General features: G+C 73.0%; 17 protein-coding genes and 1 pseudogene. 6 read left to right on the top strand and 12 right to left on the bottom strand.

The features are described 5' to 3' along the window. Positions 1-39: 39 nt before the first annotated feature. Positions 40-443 (bottom strand): annotated as a pseudogene (locus Q4V64_RS39555) (acyl-CoA dehydrogenase family protein); the annotation flags it as partial. Positions 444-505: 62 nt separating this feature from the next. Between Q4V64_RS39555 and Q4V64_RS39550 the strand changes: the two are divergent. The 3 genes from Q4V64_RS39550 to Q4V64_RS39540 all read left to right on the top strand — a co-directional run bounded on the left by Q4V64_RS39550 (position 506) and on the right by Q4V64_RS39540 (position 3780). Then, positions 506-2206: an AMP-binding protein gene (locus Q4V64_RS39550; protein WP_216377574.1), complete on the top strand. Its 1701-nt coding sequence runs from the start codon at positions 506-508 to the stop codon at positions 2204-2206. A 15-nt stretch (positions 2207-2221) separates the two neighbouring features. Continuing rightward, positions 2222-3034, top strand: a complete 813-nt coding sequence (locus tag Q4V64_RS39545; RefSeq protein ID WP_124438612.1) for a PaaX family transcriptional regulator C-terminal domain-containing protein — start codon at positions 2222-2224, stop codon at positions 3032-3034. 293 nt (positions 3035-3327) lie between these two features. Beyond that, positions 3328-3780 (top strand): ATP-binding protein, encoded by a 453-nt coding sequence (locus tag Q4V64_RS39540; protein WP_124438613.1) that lies wholly within the window; start codon positions 3328-3330, stop codon positions 3778-3780. A gap of 35 nt (positions 3781-3815) precedes the next feature. Here Q4V64_RS39540 and argF read toward each other — a convergent pair whose 3' ends face one another. Beyond that, a complete protein-coding gene (gene argF, locus Q4V64_RS39535; RefSeq protein ID WP_124438614.1) occupies positions 3816-4829 on the bottom strand; it encodes an ornithine carbamoyltransferase in 1014 nt (337 codons plus the stop codon). A 61-nt stretch (positions 4830-4890) separates the two neighbouring features. Continuing rightward, a complete protein-coding gene (locus Q4V64_RS39530) occupies positions 4891-6111 on the bottom strand; it encodes an arginine deiminase (RefSeq protein WP_124438615.1) in 1221 nt (406 codons plus the stop codon). A gap of 134 nt (positions 6112-6245) precedes the next feature. On the opposite strand from Q4V64_RS39530, the gene Q4V64_RS39525 reads away from it, so the two are divergent. Both Q4V64_RS39525 and Q4V64_RS39520 read left to right on the top strand, forming a co-directional pair. After that, on the top strand, positions 6246-7283 hold the full coding sequence (locus tag Q4V64_RS39525; RefSeq protein ID WP_124438616.1) for an SPFH domain-containing protein: 1038 nt from the start codon (positions 6246-6248) through the stop codon (positions 7281-7283). Further along, positions 7280-8179, top strand: a complete 900-nt coding sequence (locus Q4V64_RS39520) for an NAD(+)/NADH kinase (protein ID WP_124438617.1) — start codon at positions 7280-7282, stop codon at positions 8177-8179. The genes Q4V64_RS39525 and Q4V64_RS39520 overlap by 4 nt, the downstream gene beginning before the upstream one ends. Before the next feature lie 21 nt (positions 8180-8200). Here the strand turns inward: Q4V64_RS39520 and Q4V64_RS39515 are convergent, their stop codons facing one another. From Q4V64_RS39515 to Q4V64_RS39500, 4 genes are all read right to left on the bottom strand, one after another. Next, positions 8201-9946: an HEXXH motif domain-containing protein gene (locus Q4V64_RS39515; protein WP_124438618.1), complete on the bottom strand. Its 1746-nt coding sequence runs from the start codon at positions 9944-9946 to the stop codon at positions 8201-8203. Between the two features lie 165 nt (positions 9947-10111). Then, positions 10112-10345, bottom strand: a complete 234-nt coding sequence (locus tag Q4V64_RS39510) for a hypothetical protein (protein WP_124438619.1) — start codon at positions 10343-10345, stop codon at positions 10112-10114. A gap of 100 nt (positions 10346-10445) precedes the next feature. Continuing rightward, positions 10446-11582 (bottom strand): caspase family protein, encoded by a 1137-nt coding sequence (locus tag Q4V64_RS39505; protein ID WP_124438620.1) that lies wholly within the window; start codon positions 11580-11582, stop codon positions 10446-10448. After that, positions 11579-12754, bottom strand: coding sequence for an alpha/beta fold hydrolase (locus Q4V64_RS39500; protein WP_124438621.1), 1176 nt, complete (start codon positions 12752-12754; stop codon positions 11579-11581). The genes Q4V64_RS39505 and Q4V64_RS39500 overlap by 4 nt, the downstream gene beginning before the upstream one ends. A 155-nt stretch (positions 12755-12909) precedes the next feature. Between Q4V64_RS39500 and Q4V64_RS39495 the strand changes: the two genes are divergently transcribed. After that, positions 12910-14235, top strand: coding sequence for a cation:proton antiporter (locus Q4V64_RS39495; protein WP_124438622.1), 1326 nt, complete (start codon positions 12910-12912; stop codon positions 14233-14235). Between the two features lie 94 nt (positions 14236-14329). Here the strand turns inward: Q4V64_RS39495 and fxsT are convergent, their stop codons facing one another. From fxsT to Q4V64_RS39470, 5 genes are all read right to left on the bottom strand, one after another. Continuing rightward, positions 14330-18772 (bottom strand): FxSxx-COOH system tetratricopeptide repeat protein, encoded by a 4443-nt coding sequence (fxsT, locus tag Q4V64_RS39490; RefSeq protein ID WP_303714005.1) that lies wholly within the window; start codon positions 18770-18772, stop codon positions 14330-14332. Between the two features lie 159 nt (positions 18773-18931). Next, positions 18932-20041: an AAA family ATPase gene (locus Q4V64_RS39485; protein ID WP_124438623.1), complete on the bottom strand. Its 1110-nt coding sequence runs from the start codon at positions 20039-20041 to the stop codon at positions 18932-18934. Continuing rightward, positions 20038-21522 carry a hypothetical protein gene (locus tag Q4V64_RS39480; RefSeq protein ID WP_253266833.1) on the bottom strand — a complete coding sequence of 495 codons (1485 nt, stop codon included), beginning with the start codon at positions 21520-21522 and terminating at the stop codon, positions 20038-20040. The genes Q4V64_RS39485 and Q4V64_RS39480 overlap by 4 nt, the downstream gene beginning before the upstream one ends. 211 nt (positions 21523-21733) lie before the next feature. Continuing rightward, positions 21734-24298: a polynucleotide kinase-phosphatase gene (locus Q4V64_RS39475; RefSeq protein ID WP_124438625.1), complete on the bottom strand. Its 2565-nt coding sequence runs from the start codon at positions 24296-24298 to the stop codon at positions 21734-21736. Further along, a complete protein-coding gene (locus tag Q4V64_RS39470; RefSeq protein WP_124438626.1) occupies positions 24295-25764 on the bottom strand; it encodes a 3' terminal RNA ribose 2'-O-methyltransferase Hen1 in 1470 nt (489 codons plus the stop codon). Before Q4V64_RS39470 ends, Q4V64_RS39475 begins: the two co-directional genes overlap by 4 nt. Between the last annotated feature and the right edge of the window lie 268 nt (positions 25765-26032).

The following is a 26032-nucleotide window of genomic DNA, read 5'->3' as shown; positions in this document are numbered from 1 at the left end:
TTGAATGACTGGCCCCGGTGAGTCCCCCGGCCGGGAGGCCTCCGGATCCGCCGGCAGTGTCAGTGCCGCCGCGTCCGAGCCGGCGCCCGGCTCGCTCAGGGCGAAGGCGGCCACCGCCGTGCCGTCGGCCGCGCGGGGCAGCCGGCGGTCCCGTTGGGCGGGGGTGCCGTGGGCGTGCACCGGATGGGCACCCAGACCCTGGAGGGCGAGGGCGGTCTCAGCCTCGGTGCAGCAGTACGCGAGGGACTCGCGCATCAGACACAGGTCGACGGCTCCGGAGGTGAACAGGCGGGCCAGCAGGCCGAGTTGACCGAGTTCCGCGACGAGCGGACGGTTGACGCGGCCCGGTTCGCCCTTGTCGGCGAGGGGGCGGGGCCGCTGGGCGGCCTGGGTGCGCAACTCGGCACACCAGGCGGTGCCGGATCGAGCGAGAATGCGGGCATGGCCGGTCCTCCCTCCGCAGAGCCGTGGCGGCCCCCACCCCGGCGGTATCGCGCAGCATTGACTGTCGTCACCGACACGATACGCTCGTTGTGCGAGCCCACCACCGAGCCACCACCGAGCCACCACGACGCCCACAGGGCGGCCCACCAAGGCAAGGGGGCGACCCGCCATGAACGTCTCGGCCCACGTCGACACCTTCGCGCGCGACCACCTCCCGCCCCCCGACCAGTGGCCCGAGCTCCGCTTCGACCTACCGGAGCTGCGCTACCCCGAACGGCTGAACTGCGCCGCCGAGCTGCTCCACGGCCCGCCCGACGACCGCCCGGTCTTCCACACTCCCTCCGGCGACACATGGACGTACGGCACACTCCGCGCCCGCGTGGACCGGCTCGCGCACCTCCTCACCCGTGACCTCGGGGTCGTGCCCGGCAACCGCGTCCTGCTGCGCGGCCCCACCACCCCGTGGCTGGCCGCCTGCTGGCTGGCCGTGCTGAAGGCGGGCGCGGTCGCCGTCACCGTGCTGGCCCAGCAGCGCCCGCACGAGTTGCGCACCATGTGCGAGATCGCCGAGGTGCGGCACGCGCTGTGCGACATCCGGGCCGTCGACGACCTCGCCAAGGCCGAGATTCCGGGGCTGCGGATCACGGCGTACGGCGGTGACGCCCCCGACGACCTGTTCCACCGGACGGCGCCCGACACCCCGTACCGGGCCGTGGACACCGCCGCCGACGACGTGGCCCTGATCGCCTTCACCTCCGGCACCACCGGCCGCCCCAAGGGCTGTATGCACTTCCACCGGGATGTGCTGGCGATCGCCGACACCTTCTCGAAGCATGTGCTCGCACCACATGTGGACGATGTCTTCGCCGGCAGTCCCCCGCTGGGCTTCACCTTCGGACTCGGCGGGCTGGTCATCTTCCCGATGCGCGTCGGCGCCAGTGCCCTCCTCCTCGAACAGGCCGGTCCCAAGCAGTTGTTGCCCGCGATCGCCGAACACCGGGTGTCGGTGCTGTTCACCGCGCCGACCGCGTACCGCGCGATGCTCGCCGAGCTCGACGGGTACGACATCTCCTGCCTGCGCCGCTGCGTCTCGGCCGGCGAGAACCTGCCCGCCGCCACCTGGCAGGCCTGGCACGAGCGCACCGGCCTGCGCCTCATCAACGGCATCGGCGCCACCGAGCTGCTGCACATCTTCATCTCCGCGGCCGACGAGCAGATCAGGCCCGGGACGACCGGTGTCGCCGTACCGGGGTGGCAGGCGCGCGTGCAGGACGCCGACGGCGCGCCGGTGGCCGACGGCGAGCCCGGGCTGCTGGCCGTGCGCGGGCCGGTCGGCTGCCGGTACCTCGCCGACCCGCGGCAGCGCGAGTACGTGCGCGAGGGCTGGAACATCACCGGCGACACGTACGTCCGCGAACCCGATGGCTACTTCCGCTATGTGGCCCGCGCGGACGACATGATCATCTCCGCCGGGTACAACATCGCCGGGCCGGAGGTCGAGGAGGCGCTGCTGCGCCACCCGGACGTGCTGGAGGCGGCGGTGGTCGGCCGTGCCGACGCGGCGCGCGGGCAGATCGTGGTGGCCTACGCCGTCGTCAGGGAGGGCGTCGTACGGGACGCCGAGGCGCTGCGCGCCTTCGTCAAATCCGAACTGGCGCCCTATAAATGCCCGCGCGAGATCGTCTTCCTGGACGCGCTGCCGCGCACCGCGACCGGCAAGCTCCAGCGCTTCAGACTGCGCACCGATGGTGACCAGCAGTGATACCGACAACCTAAGATGATCAACGTGTCCGACCAGCATGCACCACGGTCCCTCATCGTCACGCTCTACGGCGCGTACGGCCGCCACATGCCCGGCCCGGTGCCCGTCGCCGAGCTGATCCGGCTGCTGGCCGCCCTCGGCGTGGACGCGCCCTCCGTGCGCTCGTCCGTGTCCCGGCTCAAACGGCGTGGACTGCTCGTGCCGGCCCGCACGGCCGGGGGCGCCGCCGGGTACGAACTGTCGCAGGACGCCCGCCAGTTGCTCGACGACGGCGACCGGCGCATCTACGCCACGGCACCCGCGCGGGACGAGGGCTGGGTGCTCGCCGTGTTCTCCGTGCCGGAGTCGGAGCGGCAGAAGCGGCACGTGCTGCGCTCACGCCTGGCCGGCCTCGGCTTCGGCACGGCCGCCCCCGGCGTGTGGATCGCCCCCGCACGCCTGTACGAGGAGACCGAGCACACCCTCCGAAGGCTGCGCCTCGATCCCTACGTCGACCTCTTCCGCGGCGAGCACCTCGGCTTCGCGCCGACGGTCGAGGCGGTCGCCCGTTGGTGGGACCTGGCGGGGATCGCCAAGGAGCACGAGGCGTTCCTCGACCGCCACGCGCGCGTGCTGCACGACTGGGAGAGGCGCACGGACACCCCGCCCGATGAGGCGTACCGCGACTACCTCCTCGCCCTGGATTCCTGGCGCCACCTCCCGTACGCCGACCCCGGGCTGCCTGCGCACCTGCTCCCGGAGGGCTGGCCGGGCGCCCGCTCGGCGGCGGTGTTCCGTGGGCTGCACGAGCGGCTGCGGGATGCGGGGGCGGCCTTCGCCGGCGTGTGATCCCCTTGAACGGACTCACGGAGCACTGCCTTTCGAAGTTGCCAATCGTCCGTGACCATCGTCGCGAGTGCGCGATACGTGGCCCGTTAGGCCGACCGGATCCGACCCGGCTCCGTCACATCCGTCACAGCTCCTCGACACCCCCGTAACGGCGGGAGCAACCGCGCGAGGCCCGCCGTTCACCCGGGTAAGCCGCCCGGCAACGGGGCCGACGGTCCCGTACGGTGCCCGTCGGACGCCTCTGCCGGGTGGGCCCGTACCATTCATAAGGTTGAAAGCAGGACAGCCTGCTCATGAACGGACCCGCCTTGCACGAACGCCCCGCTGCCTCCGCCTCATGGCGCATCGCGCTGCCGCACTCCGCCGCGGCCGTGCCCGTGGCCCGCGCCCTGGTGCGCACTGCGCTGGCGGAGCTGGAGCACGGGGCCGACAGCGACACCGCGGAACTGCTCACGGCGGAGCTGGTGGCGAACGCCGTGGAGCACACCGCCGGCGACGCGCCGATAGAGCTCGTGGTGGAGCTGCTGCCGACCGGCTGCCAGGTGGAGGTGCACGACCCGGACCCGGTGCCGCCCGGCAACCTCACTCGCCCGGCGGCCACTGAACCCGACCCCTGGCAGGAGCACGGGCGTGGCCTGCTGCTGATCCGCGCGCTCAGCTCGTCCTGCGGTCACCGCCCCACCCAGTCGGGCAAGGCGGTGTGGTTCAGACTGCCGACGGTGCCGCATCAGCGGCGTCCGGTGTGACAGGCCTCGCGCGGAGCGCGCGGAACAGGGCCTGATCAGGCCAGCGTGGCCACGAGGACCGCCTTGATCGTGTGCATACGGTTCTCCGCCTCGTCGAAGACCACCGAGTGCGCCGACTCGAAGACCTCGTCCGTGACCTCGAGGGACTGAAGGCCGTGGGACTCGTGGATCTCGCGCCCGATCTTGGTGCCGAGGTCGTGGAAGGCCGGCAGGCAGTGCAGGAACTTCACGTCCGGGTTGCCGGTGGCGCGCAGGACGTCCATGGTCACGGCGTACGGGCCGAGCGCGGCGATCCGCTCGTCCCAGACCTCCTTGGGCTCACCCATGGAGACCCAGACGTCGGTGGCGACGAAGTCGGCGCCCGCGACGCCCTCCTCCACGGACTCGGTGAGCAGGAGGGCGGCACCGCTGTCCTCGGCCAGCTCGCGGGCCCGGGCGACGACGTCGTCACTGGGCCAGTACTCCTTGGGCGCGACGATACGCACGTCCAGGCCGAGCAGCGCGCCGGTGATCAGGTAGGAGTTGCCCATGTTGAGGCGGGCGTCGCCGAGGTAGGCGAGGACGAAACCGTCCTCGACGAGGTCCTTGCCGCAGTGCTCGGTCATGGTGAGCACGTCGGCGAGCATCTGGGTGGGGTGCCAGTCGTCGGTGAGGCCGTTGTAGACGGGCACGCCGGCGTACGCGGCGAGTTCCTCGACCTTGGCCTGACTGTCCCCGCGGTACTCGATCGCGTCGTACATCCGGCCCAGCACCCGCGCGGTGTCCTTCACGGACTCCTTGTGGCCGATCTGCGAGCCCGAGGGGTCGAGGTACGTCGTCGAGGCGCCCTGGTCGGCGGCGGCGACCTCGAACGCGCAGCGCGTGCGCGTGGAGGTCTTCTCGAAGATCAGCGCGATGTTCCTGCCCCGCAGGTACTGGGTCTCCGCCCCCGCCTTCTTCGCGGCCTTGAGTTCCGCGGCCAGTTCGATCAGGCCGCGGAACTCGCCCTCGGTGAAGTCCAGCTCCTTGAGGAAGTGGCGGCCGGCGAGGGTGGTCGGGACTGTCGCCATGGGGGGCGCTCCAGAGGGACGAGAACAAGGACCCTGGAAGTCTATACGATGACCGGCATTTCTATACAGGCTCGCGTACGACCGGGCAGCTCATGCACCGCGGCCCGCCCCTCCCCCGACCCAGCTCGCTGCCGGGGATCTCTATCACCTCGATGCCCTGCTTGCGCAGATGCGTGTTGGTGGTGGCGTTGCGTTCGTAGGCGACGACGACGCCCGGCTCGACGGCCAGTACGTTGCAGCCGTCGTCCCACTGCTCACGCTCGGCGGCGTGCACGTCCTGGGTCGCGGTCAGGACGCGGATCTCGCTCAGCCCGAGGGCGGCGGCGATCGCGCGATGCATGTGCTCCGGCGGGTGGTCGGTGACCTTCAGCTCCTCGCCGACGCCCGGTTCGATGGTGTACGAGCGGAGCATGCCGAGCCCCGCGTACTGGGTGAAGGTGTCGCCGTCGACCATCGTCATCACGGTGTCGAGGTGCATGAAGGCCCGCCGTTTCGGCATGTCGAGGGCCACGATCGTCTGCGCGGAGCCGGCGGCGAACAGCTTGTGCGCGAGCATCTCGACGGCCTGGGGCGTCGTCCGCTCGCTCATGCCGATGAGGACCGCGCCGTTGCCGATGACCAGGACGTCCCCGCCCTCGATGGTGGACGGGTAGTCGGCCTGCCCCTCGGACCAGACGTGGAACGTCTCGTCACGGAACAGCGGGTGATGCCGGTAGATCGCCTCGAAGTGCACGGTCTCGCGCTGGCGGGCGGGCCAGCGCATGGCGTTGATGGAGACGCCGTCGTAGATCCAGGCGGAGGTGTCCCGGGTGAAGAGGTGGTTGGGCAGGGGGTCGAGCAGGAATTCGTCGAGCTCCATGACGTGGAAGCGCACGGAGGTCGGCTCCGCGTGCACGTCCAGGAACTCCCGCTTGGTCATGCCACCGACGAGCACCTCGGCCAGTTCCGGGGCGGGCAGCGTCTCGAAGGCCGTCCGGAGGTGGTCGGTGGCGAGCACCCCGTACTCCTTCTCGTCGAAGACCCGGTCCAGGACGAGCGCTCGGGCTGCCGGGATGTCCAGGGCCTCGGTGAGCAGGTCGCCGAAGAGGTGCACGGCGACCCCGCGGTCGCGCAGCACGTCGGCGAAGCCGTCGTGTTCGGCGCGCGCCCGGCGCACCCACAGCACATCGTCGAAGAGGAGGGCGTCCTTGTTGCTGGGGGTGAGCCTTTTGAGCTCGAGATCCGGCCGGTGCAGGATGACGCGGCGCAGCCGCCCGGCCTCGGAGTCGACATGGAATCCCATGCCTCCATCCTGACCACCGCAGACCGTGTTCACCCGCTGGTCGACCGTTTCCGCCCGAGCTCGTTTTCGTCCCCTTGACGACAAGTAGGACTCGCTATTATCGTCTTACTGACGAAATCAGCGAGGGGGTCTCCATGGCCGACATCACCCGGCGCCTCGGTCTGCGCCATCTGCGGGGCGCTCCGACGGCGCACATCCGGCACCACCGCTCGGGCAGGCTGGTGCACGACGGCCCGGGGCTGAGCTTCTGGTTCCGCTCGCTGACCGCCGCGCTGTCGGAGGTGCCGGTCGACGACCGGGAACTGGCGATGACATTCCGCGCCCGGACGTCCGACTTCCAGGACGTGGCGGTGCAGGCGACGGTCACCTACCGGATCAGCGACCCGGCCCTCGCCGCCGCGCGCCTCGACTTCTCGATCGACCCGGACACGGGCGTGTGGCGGGGAGCACCGCTGGAACAACTGGGGACGCTGCTGACGGAGACGGCCCAGCAGCACGCGCTGGACGTGCTGGCGCGGACGCCGCTGTCGGCCGCGCTGGTGGACGGGGTGGCGGCGGTACGCGAGCGGATCGCGGCGGGCCTGGAAGCGGAGCCGCGGTTGCCGGCCACGGGCATCGAGGTGGTGGCCGTACGGGTGGTGGCCCTGCGTCCCGAACCGGAGGTGGAGCGCGCCCTGCGCACTCCCGCGCGCGAGCAGATCCAGCAGGAGGCCGACCGGGCGACGTACGAACGGCGGGCCGTCGCGGTCGAGCGGGAGCGGACGATCGCCGAGAACGAGCTGGCCAGCCGGATCGAACTGGCCCGCCGCGAGGAGCGGTTGGTCGACCAGCGCGGCACGAACGCCCGCCGCGAGGCCGAGGAACAGGCGGCGGCGGACGCGGTGCGGGCGGAGGCGGAGGCGACCCGGACGGTACGGCTCGCCGAGGCCGAGGCCGCGCGTTCCGTACGGCTCGCCCGCGCCGAGGCCGAAGGGGCACGTGAGGTGGGTGCGGCGCGGGCGCAGGCGCAGGCCGCCTGGCTGCGGGTGCACGCGGAGGTGGACGTGGCGACGCTGCACGCGCTCACCGGGACGCGGCTCGCGGAGAGCCTCCCGCACATCGACAGCGTGACGATCTCGCCGGACGTGCTGACCGGGCTGCTGGCGAAACTCGGCGCCGGGGAACGGGAGTGAGCCTCGCACCACGAGTCGTGCTGGTCCACCGCACCACGGAGTACGAGGAGTTGGTGGCCCGGCACGGCACGCACGGCCAGGCCGCCTTCTTCCTCTCCTCCCGCGGCCGGGACATCGCGGAGCTCGCCGAACGGCACCGGCGGACACGGCGGGCACTGGCCGAGGTCACCGCAGCCGTACCACTGACGTGGCGTCAAGCCCGGGTGGAGCGGGCCGACTTGGACCGCTTCCTGTTCGCTCCCGAGGACGTGGTCGTCGTGGTCGGGCAGGACGGGCTGGTGGCGAACGTCGCCAAGTACCTCGCGGGACAGCCGGTGGTGGGCGTCGACACGGACCCCGGCCGCAATCCCGGGGTGCTGGTACGGCACCGGCCGCGGGACGCGGCGACACTGCTGCCGGCCGTCCTGGCCCGGTCGGCGGGCGTCGAGGAACGCACCATGGTCGAGGCCGTCGCCGACGACACGCAGCGCATCGTCGCGCTCAACGAGATCTATCTGGGAGCCGTCGGACATCAGACGGCCCGATACCGCCTGGGCCTGGAGGGCGACGGGGGTGTCGTCGAGGCCCAGGCTTCCTCCGGGGTGCTGGTGGGGACGGGTACGGGGGCGACGGGCTGGCTCCGGTCGGTGTGGCGGGAGCGCGGCGGAGGTACGAGGCTGCCGGAGCCCGCCGAGGACCGGCTGCTGTGGTTCGTCCGCGAGGCCTGGCCGTCCCCGGCCACCGGCACGTCCCTGGTGGCGGGCGAACTGTCGGCCGCCGCCGGCCTCCGCCTCACCATCGAGTCCGAGCGCCTGGTCGCCTTCGGGGACGGGATGGAGAGCGACGCCCTGGAGCTGACGTGGGGGCAGTCGGTGCGGGTGGGGGTGTGCGGGGAGCGGTTGCGGTTGGTGGGGTGAGGCGACCCGCGTGGGGCCGGGTCATCCGCTCGGCAGTGGCTGTCGGAGCAGTTCCGGGCGGGCCAGCACACGGCGGGAGGCGCGGTCCGGGCCGAGGGCGGCACGGGCGACGATCGAGCCCGCGAGGGCGTGCGGTTCGGCCGGGTCGGCGGCCAGTTCGTCGGCGTACGCGGCGAGCGCGGCGGCCGGATTCCCGGCGGCGAGATGCTCGTCGGCGGTGCGCGGGTGGGCGGCGGGCGTGGCGAAGGCGTGGGTGCGCACGTCCGGCCAGGAGGTGCGGTCGGGGCGGAAGCGGGGTGTGCCGGCCGCGTCCGTGGCGTCGGGCGCCGGAAGCACGTTGCGCAGTCGCCACTCGGTGCGGTGCAACGCGGCGGCGGCACGGGCGCGGGTCCGGGCGGCCGGGGGGACGGGTTCGAGCAGCCAGCCGTCCAGGGTGCGGGCGAGGGCCGACACCAGGGCACGGCCCTGGGCGGTGAGACGGCCCTCGACGAGCAGGGTCCGCACCACGAGCCGGCTCTGCAGGCGGCGCAGCGCGAAGTGGTAGCCGGCCTCGTCGGCCGACCGGTCGTCCCGAGCGCCGGCCAGGCGGTCCCGCCAGAAGCCCGCGACGCCGGTGAAGGCGTACGCGCCGTGCAGCAGGCCGGTGAGATGGCGCGGGTCGGGACGCCAGGGGGCGTAGTAACGCTCCGCCCGGTCGTCGTCGAGCAGCGGGAAGAGGTGCAGGAGGGCGGCCAGCTTGCTGTGCTGGAACTCGTGGACGAGCGTCTCGGCGAGGGCGAGGGCACGGGAGGGCCGGGCGATCACCATGGCCCCGAAGGAGTCGCCGCTGGACGCGGAGACCAGGACGGCCGGCGGGGCGGGCGGCGCGGTGCTGGTACGGCCCCAGGGCACGACGGAGCGGATCGCGGCCGGGTCGATCCGGCCGGGCCCGGTACCGCCCGGCACGGCGAGCACCGCGACGGCCTCCTCGAACAGCCGCTGCCACGCCCGCGCCTCCGCGCCCTCCAGCCGGGCGGGCGGCACGGGATCGTCCAGGTCGCGGTAGGGATCGAGGTCGTCGAGGGGTATCGCGACGGGTCCGGCGGGGCCGGGATGGGTGAGGGTGCGCAGGGGGAGCCAGGAGGACGCCGGGCCCACCGGACCGGAATCCTCTGCGGCGGGTTGCCCACCTCCGATCGGTAACGGTGCCGTGGTCGGACGGATCGTCAGGGACGTCGTACCGCCGCCGCGTCCAGCCCCGGTGAGGGTCAGCTCTCCCCGGCCCGTACACGCCTGACCGACCGTCAATCCCCCATCCCGACCCGCATCGCCCAGTCGGGCCATCCCCAGCCCCGGCAGCATCAGACCCCCGTCGGTGAGCGGCACCCGCAGGACCGTTTCCGTGCCGGCGTGCAGGGCTGCTGTCACCGCCAGGGCGCACAGGTGGCCCGCCTCCGCCCACTGCGGTGGGCCGGTCGCCGTGCCGTGGACCCGGCGGAGCATGTGGGCCATCCAGCCGCCGGTCGTCGGCGCGAGCAGCAGTCGCTCGACCGGCTCGGGTGCCCGCTCCGCCGCCTCCTTGAGCACGCGCCAGGCCTCGGCGGCCGGGGTCAGCGGGGTGGGCAGCGCGTCGAGGTGGTCCAGCAGCGTCCGTAGCAGCAGCAGCCGTCGTGCCCGTTCGCCCTGTTCGAGGAAGGCGACGGCCTCGGCGGAGCCGCCTCCGGCGGCCAGCTCCGCGAAGAGCCGCTCGGGCATGCGGAACGGAGAAGGGCGCTGCTCGCTGGTCATCACCGGGGACCTCCGGTCGGCTGGGCGGGCATGCGGGGACCTGGTGTCCCGGCAGGCAACGTTCGGCCGACGGAGCGAACGTTGCCTGCCGGGGCACCAGCGGGGCGCTGCCGTCGGGGCGGGCGCCGACTGACGGCCGGTCGGATGCGGCCACCGGGGCGCCGGCTATTCGGCCCGGGCACCGCCGCCCGGCTCACCTCCGCCCCTGATGCCGCCGCGGGATCGCAGGACCTCGGCGAGAAGGCGGGTGCCGGGGCGCAGCGGAGCGAGACCGTCCACGGCGGTCAGGGGCAGCGCCGCGAGGTCCGCCAGATCCGACTCCCGGACGGGAGCACCCGGCGCGGGGGCCGGCTCATGGGCGGTGGCTTCGGCGTTGCGCAGAGCGGGCGGCTGGTCCAAGATGCGTCCCCCTTCTCGCACGGTGGCACGCGATGCCCCGTGTCCAATCCATCATGGCCATTGATTCCCGCATCGAAAACCGTACGATCACGCCACCCGATCATCGCCTGCCGCGCGGACGCCGCGCCGAGGCCTCCAACTCTCGCAGGGCCTTGGCCAGTTCGCTCTTCAGCTCGGGATCGTCGTCGACGGACACCACGGCGTCGAACAACTCCCACAGCGCCCCGGGATGACGAGCGGCGAGCCCGGTGAGAATGCCGGTGGCATCCGTGCGGGCCTTGGTGTGACGGCGCAGTGTCCCTGTGACGTGAGGGCTCAGCGCGCCGACCACCGTCTGCCATTCGGCAGGGTCGGCCATCAGCGGGTACTCCATCAGGGCGTCCACGGCCCGGGCGAGCGGCGAGCGGGTGCGCTCCTCGGCGCCCGGTCCCGCCGGCGGCAGGATCTCGGCGCGCTCGGGGCTCTGCAGCCGGATCTCCGGATACTGCAGAGTACGGCCCTCCTTTCTGAGGGCCGCGATGCGTCCCCGTACGGCCGGAAACAGTTCCTCCGGATCGGGTGGCGCGGGCAGTGCGGCGGCGCGGTCCGCCAGCAGAGCGAGCAGGACGTCCGAGAAGAGCCCGGTGGCGCGCACCGGGTCGTTGGCGGCGGCGCGGCCTCGGCCCGCGGCGCGCAGCACGGTCTGCCGGTGCGCGAGGGTCCGCCGCCCGGCGGGCAGCGCGTCCGGCGGCAGCGGGTCCCGAAAGGCGAGGGCCTCCTCGAAGGTCTCGCAGGCGTCCACGATCCACAGCTGCTCGGCGAAGCCGGGCACGGCGTCGCCGGAGTACCGGGCGAGCGCGGAGTCCAGGTCGATACCGACCTTGTCGGCGGTGGTGGCGTCCGCGCAGAACAGCCGCAGATGACCGGACCGGTCGAGGACGCCGTGCCCGCCCCACCACACCCACAGGACGTCGCCCTGGGCCGGCGGCAGTTCACGCACCAGGACCCGGCGCAGGGTGGCGTGGTCGGCGGGCGCGTGGCCGACGCCCGGGGTGTACGGCGGCAACGGGGCGAGATGGAGCCGGAGTTGCGCGTCCGGCACCCCGGCGTCCCGCAGCAGCCGGTGGAACCGTACGGCGTCCCGCGCGGGCCCGGGCAGGTCCCAGTCCGGCCCGGCGTCGTACGCCTCGATGCCGACGATCAGGGCGTGCACACGAGCCGGGTCCACACGCCGTACGGACGTCACCGGGCCGGTCACGGCAGGCGGTCCGCGATGTGCCGGTACACCGCCGGGTTGGTCCAGTAGGCGCTGTGCGCGGCGGGGAACGGCTGGCGGCTGTCCACGGCGATGTCGGTGACGCGTCCCGGGAAGAGTCCGGCGCCCAGGTGGCCGAGCAGGTCGCGGGGGTCGTAGAGGTTCAGCCAGTCGGGGACGTGCGGCGGCAGGGGTGCGGGGTGTTCGAGGGAGGGCAGCGAGCCCGACTCGTACAGGAAGGGCCCCTGTGAGCCGGCGGTCACCAGGAGCCGGACCTGGGGCAGCGGGGCGGAGATCAGTGTGTCCAGGGCGATGATGCCGCCCAGGCTGTGCCCGACGAGCGTGACGGGCGGCTCCAGGCCAGCGACGAGGGCGCGCAGGGCGGCGCGGACGGCCTCGCCGCGGCTGAGGTAGCGCAGGACGTCCCCGGCGGCGGGGTGGGCGGCCTCGGTGAGGGCGCGCCGACGGCGTACGGCGGCGCGGGAGGCGACCGAGCCCGCGGCCCGCAGCATCAGGGAGCGCACACCGCGCTCGGTGCCGCGTGGTGGTGCGCCGAGGGCCACGGCGAGTCGGTCGGTGACCGCGTCCCGGGTGTCGCCGACCGGCACGAGCGGGCTGTCGGCGTCGAGGGCGTCGGCGACGATCCGGGCGGTCAGACTGCGGGCGGCGAGGGCCGCGAGGTCGTCCGGGTCGAGGGCGTCGGCGGCGGGGCCGAGCAGCGGATGGGCGGCCAGGTCGGTGGCGGCGCGGGGCAGTCCGGGACCCAACTCGGCGGCGGGCGCGTCCCCTTGGGCGGCGAGCGCGGTCAGCCGCGTCTGGAGCTCTTGCTGCGCCGGCAGGGAGCCGGGCGGGCGCTCGGCCACGGGTTCCGCCCCGGCCGCGGCGAGGGCGAGTTCGGCGGACGGGTCGGCGTACAGGGCGGCCCAGGCGGTCGCCGTGTCGTCGTCGGCGCCAGGTCCGGCCGGGGTCTCGGCGAGGCCGCGGGCCGCGGCCGGCGGCGGTGGCAGGCTCGCCCCGCCCGCGGCGAGCGTGGCGCCGTGGGCCTCGCCCCAGTAGTACGGCACGACGCGCAGTCCGTCGCGCAGGGCGGTCAGACCGGCCGCGACGCGCCCCGCGAGAGCCGAGAAGCCCGGTTCGCGCACCCCGGTCCCATGGATGAAGACGACCGCCGTCAATGTGCCCCCCGTGACACTGGTGCAGCGTGTGTACGACTCCCGATGCGCCGTCAAATTACCAGTATTCTAAGGAGGTTGGGCTACCGCAAACGTGCGACGCCCACTTACGGCCGGACGGACCGTCGGCCGCGACAACTGGACAACAGGGGGACACGGTGAGCCCTGACGCGCTGATCACGCATTTCGTGGGTGCCTCGGCCCTGATCCTGGTGGCCGCGCATGCGGCGGGCTGGCTGGCTCGGCAGCTGAAACAGCCGTACATCGTGGGCCAGTTGACGGCGGGCATAGCGCTCGGTCCCTCCCTGCTGGGCAGTGTGGCACCCGGCGCCCACGAGGCGTTGTTCCCCGAGGGCATCGGTCCGGCGCTGACCGGGTTCGCCCAGTTCGCGCTGGTGGTGTTCCTGTTCGCGGTGGGCTACGAGCTGGATCTGAAGCTCCTGGGCAACCGGGCGCGCACGGCGGTGACCGTGGCGCTGGCCGCGTTCGTGGTGCCGATGGCCGTGGGCAGCGGCTGCGCGCTGCTGTTCCGGGAGCAGTTACGGGACCTGGGCATGCCGCGCGATCTGACCCCCGCCATGGTGGTGTTCGCCGGTGTCGCCCTGTCGATAACGGCGGTGCCGGTGCTGACGGCCATCGTGCGGGAGAACGGTCTGGCCCGTACCGTGCCCGGGGTGGTGGCGGTGTCCGCCGCCGGGATCCTCGACGTGATCGGCTGGACGGTGCTGGCCGGGACGCTGATGGACAGCGGCGGCGAGCAGTCGCTGGCGTGGCCCTGGCGGGTGACGATCGCGGCCGGCTTCGTCGCCCTGATGGTCCTCACGGCCCGTCCGCTGCTGCGCAGGCTGCTGTGGGGGACGCGCATGGAGCCCTCGTTGCGGCTGGCTCTGCTCCTCGGTTTCGCGCTCGGGTCGGCGTGGGTGACGCACTTCCTCGGACTGCATGTGATCTTCGGAGCGCTGCTCGCGGGTGTGGTGGCGCCGCGGGAGAAGGGCGGCATACTCGATCCGGATCTGCTGCGGCCCCTGCACGACGTCAGTTCACTGCTGCTGCCCTTCTTCTTCGTGATCTCGGGTCAGTCGGTCGCGCTGAACAGCATGGATGCCACGGGATGGGTCGCTGTGCTGATGGTGACGGCACTGGCGGTCGTCACGAAGATCGGCAGCGGCACGGTGGCGGCCCGGCTCGGCGGGCTGGACACACACGACGCGCGCACGGTCGGCGTCTTGCTGAGCGCCCGCGGCCTCACGGAGCTCATCGCCCTCAACGCGGGTCTCCAGGCGGGTCTGTTGAGCACCCCGCTCTACACCGTCCTGGTCTTCATGGCCCTCGCCACGACGCTTCTCACCCAGCCGCTGCTGCTCCTGACCCAGCGCCTGGCCGAACGGGCCCGCCCCACTCCCGTGGTCCACGACACCGCCGCACCTCCGCCGCCGACCCCACAGGACGGCACCCGACCGGCCCCGGTGGCGGACGTGGGCTGACCGCGCCCGTCACACGCGTCGGCCGGGGCGGCACGCGGTGCCGCCCCGGCCGGCGCGTGTGTCGCCTCCGGCGGGGACAGGCCCTAGGCCGGTGCTACAGCGGCATCGGGGCCATGTCGCACTCGATACGGCGGCGCTGGCGGGCCGCCACGAGCCAGGGGTGGTCGGCGCGGACCACGCGGGTGAGGCCCTCCACCGCCTCGCGCTGCATCTCGTCGGCCTCCGCGCCGCGGCCCAGGCCGCGCAGGTCGAGGGCGAGGTTCGCCGTCACGGACAGGGTCAGCGGGTGTTCCTCGCCCGCGATCTCGGCGAGCAGCGGCACATTGGCCTGGTCGATCTCGTGGGCCCGGTCGAAGTCCAGCCGCGCGTAGGCCGTGTTGGCCCGGCCGACCGCGACGGTCAGCGTGATCACATGCTTGGCCCCCAGCGTCTGCGCCAGCCGGTCGGCCGCGGCGTCCTCCAGCTCCTGCGCGCTGTCGAGCGCGCCGAGCGCACGCAGGGTGGCGGCCAGATTGGCCTGGGTCAGCAGCGTGTACGCGTGGTTTTCGCCGAGGAGCGTCGCATAGCGCCGTGCGGTCTCCTCGCCCAACTGGCGGGAGCTGTCGAGGTCCCCGGCCAGGCGCTGGTCGACGGACAGGTTGATCGCCGTGGACAGCGAGTCGGCGTGCACGGACCCGTAGCGGGCGACGAAGCGCCGCAGCGTCTCGTCGGAGAGCTTCGCGGCCTCGGCGAGCGCCCCGTCGCGGCGTCGGCACACGGCCAGGTTGCGGGCGACGCGCAGGGTGAGCGGATGTTCCTCGCCGAGCGCGGTGCGCGCCCGCCGGTGGACGTCCTCCTGGAAGTCCCGGGCGCCGGGGTAGTCGCCGCTCTCCCGCATGTCGATGGACAGGCCGTTGAGGGAGTTGAGGGTGAGGAAGTTGTCGGGACCGTACATCAGCTCGCGCAGCCGGGCGTTCTCCTGGTCCAGGGGCAGGGCCTCGCGGAACTGCCCGCACAGCCGCAGGTCGACGCCCCAGCTGTGGGTGGCCCGCAGGGTGGTGGGGTCGTCCGGCCCGAACAGGGACCGGGCGAGCTCCGTGGCCTCCCGGCCGAGGTCCCGGGCCTCCGCGAACCGGCCCTGGTAGCGGCGGGCGTCGGCCATCTCGCAGAGGGAGTCGATGAGGTCCTCGGGGTCGACCTCGATGCGGCGGGAGACCTCCAGTGCCCTCTCGGTGAGCGGGATGGCCTCGGTGATCTGGCCGATCTGGCGCAGGGTGAACGCGAAGCTCTTCGCCATGCGGATGACGTGGATGTCCTCCTCGCCGGAGGCCGCGAGCCAGGCGTTCCAGGCCTGCCGGCCGAGGTCCGCGGCGCCCTGGTGGTCGCCCCAGTAGTAGAGGAACAGCACGGTGTCGTGGACCAGCTCGCGTACGAAGGTGTCGGAGCTGGTCACCGCCTGGGAGGTGAGGATGTGGGGCAGCAGCGCCTGGTAGGAGCGCCATTCCACCGACGAGGCGTGGTGCCCGGGCTTGGCGGCCGACAGGAGCTGGTGGGCGGCGTCCCGCATGCGGTCGCGTTCCTCGGTGCTCAGCTTGGCGAGGAGCACGGTCTGCAGCAGGCGGTGCATCTGCAGGGTGCCGGACCGCGGGTCCACCCTGACCAGGGAGAACTGGCTGAGGTCGCGGATGGCCCGGTTCAGCTTGATGGACTCGCGCAGCAGGGGGTCGACCTCGGCCGTGATGTTGACGCCGCGGCCGCCCCGCAGCATGGACCGCGGAATGGGCTCGGGGGCCATGCTGGCGCAGATGTCGAGCAGCTGCCGGGCACCCGGGTTGTTCTCCCGGATCCGCTCCAGCGAGATGTCCCAGGCGGCCGCGACGGAGACCGGGTAGTCGGGGTTCGGGTCGAGTTCGAGGATCTCCGGGCTGCGCTGGGCGAGCAGGTCGAGGTACTCGTCGACGAGCATGCCGGTGACCGCGCGCCAGGCGCCCGCCTGCTCCACGGCGAGCGGCAGGTCGCCGAGTGCCTCGGCGAGCCGGTCCGCGTCCTCGGTGGACAGGCCGGGCGAGCGCTTCTGGAGCAGCTCGATGGACTCCTCGCGCTCGAAGACGTTGACGGGCAGCGGGGTGGCCACCCGCTCCCAGGCGCGGTTGCGGGAGGTGACGACGACCTTCCCCGGCCCGTTGGTCGGGAAGTACTGGCGCACCACCTCGACGTCCTCGGCGTTGTCGAAGACGAGCAGCCAGTTGTCGTACGGCGTTCCGGTGCGCAGCGCCTCCAGGACGGCGGGCACGGCCGTGTTGGCGGTGGGCGTGCCGACGTCCTGTCCCGCCGGGGCGACGCCCAGCTGGGCCGCCAGGGCGGCCAGCCCGGCGAGGATGAGGCTTTCCCGCTCGGCGGGGATCCAGCAGATCACCTTGTAGTCGTGCTGGTGGGTGTAGATGTACTCCAGCGCCAGCTGGGACTTGCCGACGCCGCCCAGGCCGTGCAGCGCGTGCGGCAGCACGGCCGCGGTGTCCTGGGCGCTGAGCTGCTCCTCCACGTCCCTCAGCAGCGCCTGGCGGCCGACGAATGAGGTGTTCCTGAGCGGAACGTTCACCAGAAGGGCCGGCGTTGCGGTCGTGGTGCTCTGCATGAGCGGCTCAGCCTCCGGGGCTTCTTGTTGGGTCGCGGTCACCAGGCTCGGCACTAGATCTCCAGACGCGTCAGGAAGGTTCGACGCTGGATCACTGCCTTTTCCGTCGCCGGAAGATCCGCCGCCGTCCGGGTGGTTCACCCCTCCGGGTGCACCTCCGTACAAACCAGCGGCCACCCGTTCGGCCGTGCCGGGCGTGAGTCGGGAAGGGTCGGGTTCGATGCGGTTCGCACGTTCGGAGTACGGCCCCGAGAGCGCGCGCATGACGGCCAGTTCGCTGCGCACCCAGCCGCGCTCGGTGGGGTCGGGCAGCGTGGTGCCCATCGGGTCGAGCAGGGCGGCGCGCAGCGCGATCCCGCGTTCTCCGGCGGCCGGGAGTTCGCCCACCACGCTGACGGTGCGGGCGAGTTGGGAGCGGGTGGTGGTGGCGAGCAGCGCCTCGCGCACTCCGTCGGCGAAGTCGGGCCGACCGTCGCCGGCACTGTCCCAGTCGATCAGGCCGCCCATCAGGATCTCGGCGAGGTGGTCGGGACCGGTCTCCGGCATGACCCGGCGCCGCAGCTGTTCCACGAGGTCGAACTCGAACGGGACGGCGGCGAGTTGGGTGGCGAGCCGGCGGGCGGCCGGCGTGGCGAGGGTGAAGAAGCGGCGTACAGCGGCGGCCGCGGCGCGCGAGAAGCGCGGGGCACGCAGGCCGGGCGCGGGCGCGCCCTTGGTGAGGGTGCCGGCGAGGACGACGGGCAGGGCGCGGCGCACTCCGCGTTCCCCGGTGACGAGGTCGGCCCAGGCGGCGAGGGAACCCGGCTTCAGGGACAGCACGGGCACGGGCACGGAGCCGTCGCCCGCCTCGGGCAGGGGCCGCATGGGGTCGGGTCCGCCGGGCGGCGCCCAGTGACCGAGGCCGTCGTTGGGGGCGCCGAAGCCGCCGGCCTCCAGTGTCGCGTCGTACGGGTTGAGGGAGGTGCGGCGGCGCAGATGCGGCGGCAGCAGGTGGACGAGTGCGGTGGGGCCGGCGTGGGCGAGGCGGCCGAGCAGCGCGTCGGCGGCGGGGGCGGCCCAGCCGTGGGTGAGTCCGTCGGTGACGATGAGGAAGACGCGGCCGCCGCGCCCGTCGAGGAGTTCGGCCGGGTCCGCGGCCGCGCCCTCGCTGCCCCGGCGCAGTGTGGCGGTTCCGGTGCGCGGCACGTTCACCCGGACTGTGCGTACGCCCCGGAAGGCGCCGCTGTGCTCGGCGGCCTCGGCGAGGCGGGCGGTCGTCTCCTGCCAGATCCGCATGGTGGGCGCGTCGTCGACGAGCAGCACCAGGTCGAAGGCGGGGGTACGGGCGGGGCGGAGGAAGGGCATCCACATGCCGTCGGCGACCCCCTGCTCGGCGGTCGTCTCCTCGTCCAGCTCCAGGGTGTCGCGGGAGGGCACGCGGCGGGCCAGCTGGTGCAGGGCACGGGCGAGCAGGGCGGTGCGGCGGCCGTGGCTCTGCTGCGGGGGCTCGGCGGCGGGCAGCAGCGGGCGGCCGAGGTGCAGCATGCGGGGGCCCTCGGGGTCGGGTAACAGCCGGGCCGTGGCGGTGGCCGGCGACCGCGGCAGCCGGAAGTCGCCGCCGGTGTCCGCCCCTCCGGGCTCCAGCGGGCGCGGCCCGTCGGGGTCCTCGTCGGGGGCGAGCGGGTCCGGCGCGCGAAGGTCGCCGCCCAAGTGCGCGTCGGCGGAGGGAAGTCCGGAAGCCGGGGGCGTCTGGGGCCGGTGTGCGTCGGCGGCCGGCTCGGAGCGTGCGGGGCGCCGGTCCGTACGCGCGGTGCCACGGCCCGGCGCCGCGTCCTGCCGGGCCGTGGCGGGGCCACCGTGGTGGTCCCAGTACGCGGCGAGCCACACCGCGTCGGCGACCTCCTGCCAGCGCGGCACTGCCTCCGCCTCGGCGTCCGGCTGCACGCGGGTCAGGGGGTCCTGCTCCGGGGCAACGGGAAACGGACCTCCGTACTCACTCGCGTACTCGACGGATTCGGGGAACGCCGACGGAGGCGACGACCCCGACACTGGTCCGCCGTCGCCGGATCCGGATGCGCGCTCCCTGGGAAAGCCGTTGTCCATTCAGCGGCCCTTCGCGAGGTCGCGGAGGAGCATTTCCACGAGCTTACGCCCGTTGCCGTCGGCCTGGAAACCACCCGTGGTAGTGATCTGGACAGCGTTGAGTAACTGGTCGAGAGAGTGGACGCCACCGGCCTGCACCCGCTGCAGGAACAGGTCCACCAGGTCCTCCGTGCCCCGCGCCCCGTCCCCCAGGTGCCGTTCGACCAGGGCCAGCAGCTGCTCCCGGGTGGGGGTGCGCAGCTCCAGCGGCAGGCAGCGCCTGCGGAAGGCCGCCGGGAACTCCCGTTCCCCGTTGCTGGTGATCACCACGACCGGGAACTCCCGGCACTCGACCCGGCCTCCCCGCACCACGGCGCGGCCGCCGGGGTCGCTGGTGTGGACGCGCGCGGTGTCGGCGGCGTCGCGGACCAGCTCCGGGACGTCATAACTTCCGTTCTCCAGGACGTGCAACAGGTCGTTCGGCAGGTCGATGTCGCTCTTGTCGAGCTCGTCGACGAGGAGGACTCGGGGACGATCGTAGGGCAGCAGGGCGGTGCCGAGGGGGCCGAGTGTGATGAAATCACCGAGGAGGGGCGGAAGTTGACGATGTTTTAACGAATCGCGGGCTCCGGTCTCCCCCGCGTCCGCCGCCGGTGCCCGGTCGGTCCCGTCGGCCCGTCCGGAATCCGCCGTGTCCCGCAGCCCGGCCTGCCAGGCGGCGATGGCCTGGGCTCGCCCCATGGCGTCGTGGCTGTAGAGGCCGTCCCGCAGTGTCGTACGGCTGACTATGTTCCACTCCAGCACCCGGCCGAGCCCCAGTTCCCGCGCGATCACATAGGCGAGCGTGGACTTGCCGATGCCGGGCGGACCGGTGATCAGGAGGGGCCGGCGCAGCAGCAGCGCGGCGTTGACGATGTCGATCTCCTCCGAGCCGAGCTGGGGAGCGACCGCGTCGGGGCCCAGGCGGCGCAGCGCGGCCTGCGGGTCGTCCGGCGGCGCGGGCTGGAGCGGTTCACCGCGGAACCGGCGCCAGGGCGGGGCCGAGGGCAACTGCGGCGCTGCGGCCGGGGCCTGCCCGGTGGCGTGGAAGACCCGCCAGCCGTCCGGGGCCGTCTGCTCCTGCGCGGTCATGCCGGTGCCTCCTCGCTGGCGAGATCGCCGTCGTCGGTCTGGATGTCAACGAGTCGTGTCGGATCGTCCCAGAAGAAGGCGATGTGTCGCCCCAGGAGATCAGGGCTCTGGGCGGGATGCTCGGCCTTCCTGCGCAGCCGGTGGATGGCCATGGGGATCTGCGCCGCGATCGGCACGGACGCGAAGACCGCGGTCACGACCTCCCTGCGCTCCTCGATGAAGACTCCCCTGCGGTCCCAGATCGCAAGCGCTATGCCCTCCGCTATGGCGGCCTTCAGCGCCTCCAGGGCCGAGGTGTCGGCCGGGGCGTCGAGCACCACGGCGGTGTGGTCGCTCTCACCGGCGAGCGAGGTGTGCCACGCGTCGAGCCGCTGGGCGTCCGACCCGCTCCAGCTGTGCACCGTGACGCCGTTTTGCCGCAGGGCGTGCCAGCGCTCCTGCCACTGCCTGCGGACCAGGACGTCGTCGGTACGCATCCGCTCCAGACTGCGTAGGTGCACCCCGTACTTCAGCCCGAGCGGTAACGGCCTGCCGTGGCCGGTGGCGAACCTCAGCCCCGCCACGTCGTGGTTGAGGAGGTCGTACGGAAGGACGAACTCCACGTACGTCGGCTGCTCGCGTCCCACCGGATCCGGATCGCGCGGGGCCGACCAGAGCCGGGCGCCCTGCCGAAGGGCCCGTTCGACGGCCGGTCCGAGGCCGTCCAGGGTGGTGGTGGCCGGCTCGCCGGGCTGCGGGTCCCAGTGGCCGGGCACGGTGTTGAGCCAGGGACGTACGACGAACTCGCCGGAGCCGTCGCGGGCGGGTTCCACGGCGACGATCAGACAGCACGGGATGTCCGGGTCGCTCACCGAGGCGGTGCGTTCGGCCCGGCGCCGCCCCACCGCCTCGGACAGACCGGCGCGCTGCGCCCAGCCGTCGACCCACTTGACCAGGGCGGTGCGGTGGCCGGGCACCGCGGCGAGCCCGGCGGCCAGGTCCACCAGGAGCACGGCGGGCGGAAGGCCGTCCGGCTGCGCGTTCCACTCCAGGACGTGCGCGAAGAGCTGTTCCGGGGAGAGTCCGGCGGGCAGGTAGAGGCCGTTGAGGTCCTCGACGAGGGCGTCCCGGAGCCGGGCGGCGGACACCTCTCCCTTGGCGTCGGCCAGCAGGGAGCGTGCCGTGCTCTGGTCGTGGCCGGAGAGCGGGCCGGGCAGTGTCCCGGCTGTGGGGGCAGGTGCGGCGGGGGCGAGGAGCCGGTCGAGTTCGTCGGCCGGCGCGGCTCCTTCGAAGACCTCGACCACCCTCACCAGTACGCGTTCCCCGCCCACCACGTTCAGCGCGGCGCGCACCATGGCCACCACGTCCTCGCGCAGCCGGACGCCGCGCACATCGACCGGTCGGCCCAGTTGTTCCCCGAGCACCGTCGCGAACTGGGTGCGCCCCTGCGCGTCCTCCATGCAGCTCAGCTCGCACAAGGCGGCCGTGAGCTGTAACAGCACCTCCAGGCCTTGCGCACGCGAGGAATCCCTCTCGGGCCCGCCGAACCCCACGCCTGTCACCACCGACTTTCCCCCATGAGTCGGTACGCCTGCCTGACCGACCTGCGAAGTTAGCACGGCAACTGGCGGTTAACCAGGGACGAGTGAGGTCTGGAGGCACGAAGTCCGGCCGAGCGCCCCCGAGTTGGGACACTCGGCCGGATTCTTTCCGTCACAGGCGTGGATCCACCGGCTCCGACTCCAGCGCGAGCACGCCGAAGACCGCCTCGTGCACCCGCCACAGCGGCTCGCCCTCCGCCAGCCGGTCCAGCGCCTCCAGGCCGAGCGCGTACTCACGGATCGCGAGCGAGCGCTTGTGGTTGAGGAACCGGCCGCGGAGGCGGGCGAGGTTGTCGGGACGCGTGTACTCGGGGCCGTAGATGATCCGCAGGTACTCGCGGCCCCGGCATTTGATGCCGGGCTGCACCAGTCGGCCCTGTTCGCTGCGTACTACCGCGCCCACCGGCTTGACGACCATGCCCTCGCCGCCCCGGCCGGTCATCTCCAGCCACCAGTCGACGCCGGCCTGTACCGACTCGGGGTCGGCGGTGTCGACGTAGAGCCGTCGGGTGGTCTGCAGCAGGCCGCTGCCGTCGTGTTCCACCAGCCGGTCGAGGAGCGCGAGCTGCTCGACGTGCGGCAGGGCGGCGAGGCTGCGGCCCTGGACGGCGAGGATCTGGAAGGGGGCCAGGCGTACGCCGTCCAGGCCGTCCGTGGTCCAGCAGTAGCGCCGGTAGGCCTCGGTGAACGCCGAGGCTGCGTCGGCCCGTTCGCGCTGGCGGGCCAGCAGCTCCGACACGTCGACGCCGCGCGCCGCCGCGCCCTCCAGGGCGGCCAGCGCACCCGGGAACACCGCGCCGGACGCGGCACCCACGGCGGCGTACTGACTGCGCAGCAGGCCGGCGGCCTTCAGCGACCACGGCATCAGTTCGGCGTCCAGCAGGAGCCAGTCAGTGTCCAGTTCGGTCCAGAGGCCGGCCTCGTCGATCGCCGTGCGCAGGCGGCCGAGGATCTCTTCGGTGACGGTCTCGTCGTCGAAGAACGGGCGGCCGGTGCGGGTGTAGAGCGACCCGGTCGGGCCGTCGACTCCGAACCGCTCGCGGGCCGCCTCCGCGTCCCGGCACACCAGCGCCACCGCCCGCGAGCCCATGTGCTTCTCCTCGCACACGACCCGCGCGACGCCGTCCTCCTTGTACTGCGCGAAGGCCTCGGCCGGGTGCTCCAAGAAGTGCTCATTAGCGGCTCCGCCGCGGGCCTCGACGTGACTCGTCGCCGTCGGGGCCATGGTCGGCGGGAGGTACGGCAGCAGCCGCGGGTCCACCGCGAAGCGGCTCATGACCTCCAGGGCCGCCGCCGCGTTCTCCTCGCGAATCGAGACGCGGCCCTGGTGCCGCGTCTCGACGACCCGGCGGCCGTGCACGTCCGCGAGGTCCAGCGGCCGCCCGTCGTGCCCACCGGGCGCCTCGGCCCGCAGCGGCTTCGCCGGCTCGTACCAGACCTGCTCCGCCGGTACGTCGACCAGTTCGCGCTCCGGCCAGCGCAGCGCGGTGAGCTTGCCGCCGAAGACGGCGCCGGTGTCCAGGCAGATGGTGTTGTTGAGCCAGGTGGCGTCCGGGACCGGAGTGTGGCCGTACACCACGGCCGCGCGCCCCCGGTAGTCCTCCGCCCACGGGTAGCGCACCGGCAGCCCGAACTCGTCGGTCTCGCCGGTGGTGTCGCCGTACAGCGCGTGCGAGCGCACCCGGCCGGAGGTGCGGCCGTGGTACTTCTCCGGCAGACCGGCGTGGCAGACGACCAGCTTGCCGCCGTCGAGGACGTAGTGGCTGACGAGTCCGTCGATGAACTCCCGCACCCGCTGCTTGAACTCCTCGCTCTCGTCCTCCATCTGCTCGATGGTCTCGGCGAGGCCGTGCGTGTGCTGGACCTTGCGGCCCTTGAGGTAACGGCCGTACTTGTTCTCGTGGTTGCCGGGCACGCACAGGGCGTTGCCCGACGTCACCATCGACATCACGCGGCGCAGCACGCCCGGGCTGTCCGGGCCGCGGTCGACGAGGTCGCCGACGAAGACCGCCGTACGGCCCTCCGGGTGGACGCCGTCGACATAGCCCAACTTGCCGAGCAGCGCCTCCAGTTCCACGGAGCAGCCGTGGATGTCGCCGACGATGTCGAAGGGGCCGGTGAGGTGGGTCAGGTCGTTGAAGCGCTTCTCGGTGACGACGGTGGCGTTCTCGATGTCCTCCACGCCCCGCAGGACGTGCACCTTGCGGAAGCCCTCGCGCTCCAGGTGCCTGAGCGAACGCCTGAGTTCGCGGGTGTGGCGCTGGATGACCCGGCGCGGCATGTCGGCCCGGTCGGTGCGGGAGGCGTTGCGCTCGGCGCACACGTCCTCGGGCACGTCGAGCACGATGGCGATGGGCAGCACGTCGTACTGCTTGGCCAGGTCGATCAGCTGCCGGCGGGCGTCCTGCTGCACGCTGGTGGCGTCCACGACCGTGCGGCGCCCGGCGGCGAGGCGCTTGCCCGCGATGTAGTGCAGGACGTCGAAGGCGTCCCGGGTGGCGCTCTGGTCGTTCTCGTCGTCGGAGACCAGGCCGCGGCAGAAGTCGGAGGAGATCACCTCGGTCGGCTTGAAGTGCCGGCGGGCGAAGGTGGACTTGCCCGAACCGGAGGCGCCGATCAGGACGACGAGGGAGAGGTCGGTGACGGGGAGGACCCGCCCCTTCTGAGTGATCGTCATGCTGCCTTCGCCTCCTTGTCGTTCACGGTCTTCTGGGTGAACACGGCCATCTGTGTGGGTGGCCCGACCTCCGGGTCGTCCGGTCCGACGGGCACGAACTCCACGCCGTAGCCGTGCCGTTCGGCCACCGCGCCCGCCCAGGTGCGGAACTCCTCGCGGGTCCACTCGAAGCGGTGGTCGCCGTGCCGGACGTGCCCGGCCGGGAGGCTCTCCCAGCGCACGTTGTACTCGACGTTGGGCGTGGTCACGAGCACGGTCCGGGGGCGGGCCGCGCCGAACACCGCGTACTCCAGGGCGGGCAGCCGCGGCAGGTCGAGGTGTTCGATCACCTCGCTGAGCACGGCGGCGTCGTACCCCTTGAGCCGGTTGTCGGTGTAGGCCAGCGAGCTCTGGAAGAGCTGGACGCGCGAGGCCTGCCGCTCCCCCATGCGGTCCAGCTTCAGGCGCCGGGAGGCGATGGTGAGCGCCCGCATCGACACGTCGACGCCGACGATCTCGGTGAACCGCGGGTTCCTCAGCAGCGCCTGCACCAGCTGGCCCTGCCCGCAGCCGAGGTCGAGCACGCGGGCGGCGCCGGACTCCTGGAGCGCGGCGATGATCGCGTCCCGGCGCTGCACGGCGAGTGGGGTCGGCTTCTCCTCGGCCTCGGTCTCCGCCTCGACGGCGTTGTCGATCTCCTCGACCTCGCTGTCGTCGGCCTCGGCGAGCCGCACCAGCTCCAGGCGTTCCCGGGCCTCGCGGGTCAGCGACCAGCGGCGCGAGAGGTAGCGGTTGGTGATCAGGTGCTGCTCCGGGTGGGCGGGCAGCCAGCCCTCGCCGGCCCGCAGCAGCTTGTCGACCTCGTCGGGCGCCACCCAGTAGTGCTTGGCGTCGTCGAGGACCGGGAGCAGGACGTACAGGTGGCGCAGGGCTTCGGCGAGGGTCAACGCATCGGACTCCAGTACGAGACGCACGTACCGCGAGTCGCCCCACTCCGGGAACTCGCTGTCCAGCGCCACCGGCTCGGCGGTCACCGTCCAGCCGAGCGGCTCGAAGAGGCGTCGTACGAGATCCGGGCCGCCCCGGGCGGGCAGCGCGGGCACCTCGATGCCGAGCGGCAGCGGCTGGGCGGCGCGCTCGGGCCGGGCGTTGCACACGCCCCGCATCGCGCTGGAGAAGACGCCGCTCAGCGCCACGGCGAGCAGCGAGGAGGCGGCGTACGGGCGGTCGTTGACGTACTGCGCGAGGGCCGCGTCGGGAGCGCCGCCGCGTCCCTTGCCCTTGCCGCGCCGGACCAGTGCCACCGCGTCGACCTCCAGCAGCAGCGCCGCCGTGCAGCGCTCGGCGTCCGCCTCCGGGTAGAGGACGTGCGCCTTGCCGTAGGACGTGGAGAACGCCTGCGCCTTCTCGGGATGCTTGTGCAGCAGGAAGCCGAGGTCGGTGGCGGGGCGTTCGGGAGTGCCGGTGGTACTGATCGTCAGGAACATAGGAGGGCCTCTCCGGCCGGTGGACGAGACGGGTGCCGTACGCGCGAGAGCCCCCAGAGAGGGTGATCCTGGGGGCTCGGCAGGACGACGGTCATACGATCGCACACCCCTGCCGACCGGCGCTTTCGTTTATCCGCGCGGCTCCTCCTCCGGTCGCCAGGGGCTGACTCCCGGCTTTCCGGTGGTGCCGAGGTCGAGGTGGGGCGTCAGCATGACCGGCGCGGCGCCGGACTTCGCCGAGAGCTCTGGGGCGTTGCGCCGGCTCCGC

Source organism: Streptomyces sp. NL15-2K, from assembly GCF_030551255.1.
Taxonomy (GTDB): Bacteria; Actinomycetota; Actinomycetes; order Streptomycetales; family Streptomycetaceae; genus Streptomyces.
The sequence above is the reverse complement of the archived record's forward strand: the minus strand, read 5'-3'. Positions and strand labels throughout refer to the sequence as shown.

Excerpts from the sequence above, each read along its gene's own strand:
- Q4V64_RS39545 (WP_124438612.1), top strand. The coding sequence starts at position 2,222 with ATGATCAACGTGTCCGACCAGCATGCACCACGGTCCCTCATCGTCACG.
- Q4V64_RS39540 (WP_124438613.1), top strand. The coding sequence starts at position 3,328 with ATGAACGGACCCGCCTTGCACGAACGCCCCGCTGCCTCCGCCTCATGG.
- argF (WP_124438614.1), bottom strand. The coding sequence starts at position 4,829 with ATGGCGACAGTCCCGACCACCCTCGCCGGCCGCCACTTCCTCAAGGAG.
- Q4V64_RS39530 (WP_124438615.1), bottom strand. The coding sequence starts at position 6,111 with ATGGGATTCCATGTCGACTCCGAGGCCGGGCGGCTGCGCCGCGTCATC.
- Q4V64_RS39525 (WP_124438616.1), top strand. The coding sequence starts at position 6,246 with ATGGCCGACATCACCCGGCGCCTCGGTCTGCGCCATCTGCGGGGCGCT.
- Q4V64_RS39515 (WP_124438618.1), bottom strand. The coding sequence starts at position 9,946 with ATGACCAGCGAGCAGCGCCCTTCTCCGTTCCGCATGCCCGAGCGGCTC.
- Q4V64_RS39485 (WP_124438623.1), bottom strand. The coding sequence starts at position 20,041 with ATGACCGCGCAGGAGCAGACGGCCCCGGACGGCTGGCGGGTCTTCCAC.
- Q4V64_RS39475 (WP_124438625.1), bottom strand. The coding sequence starts at position 24,298 with ATGACGATCACTCAGAAGGGGCGGGTCCTCCCCGTCACCGACCTCTCC.
- Q4V64_RS39470 (WP_124438626.1), bottom strand. The coding sequence starts at position 25,764 with ATGTTCCTGACGATCAGTACCACCGGCACTCCCGAACGCCCCGCCACC.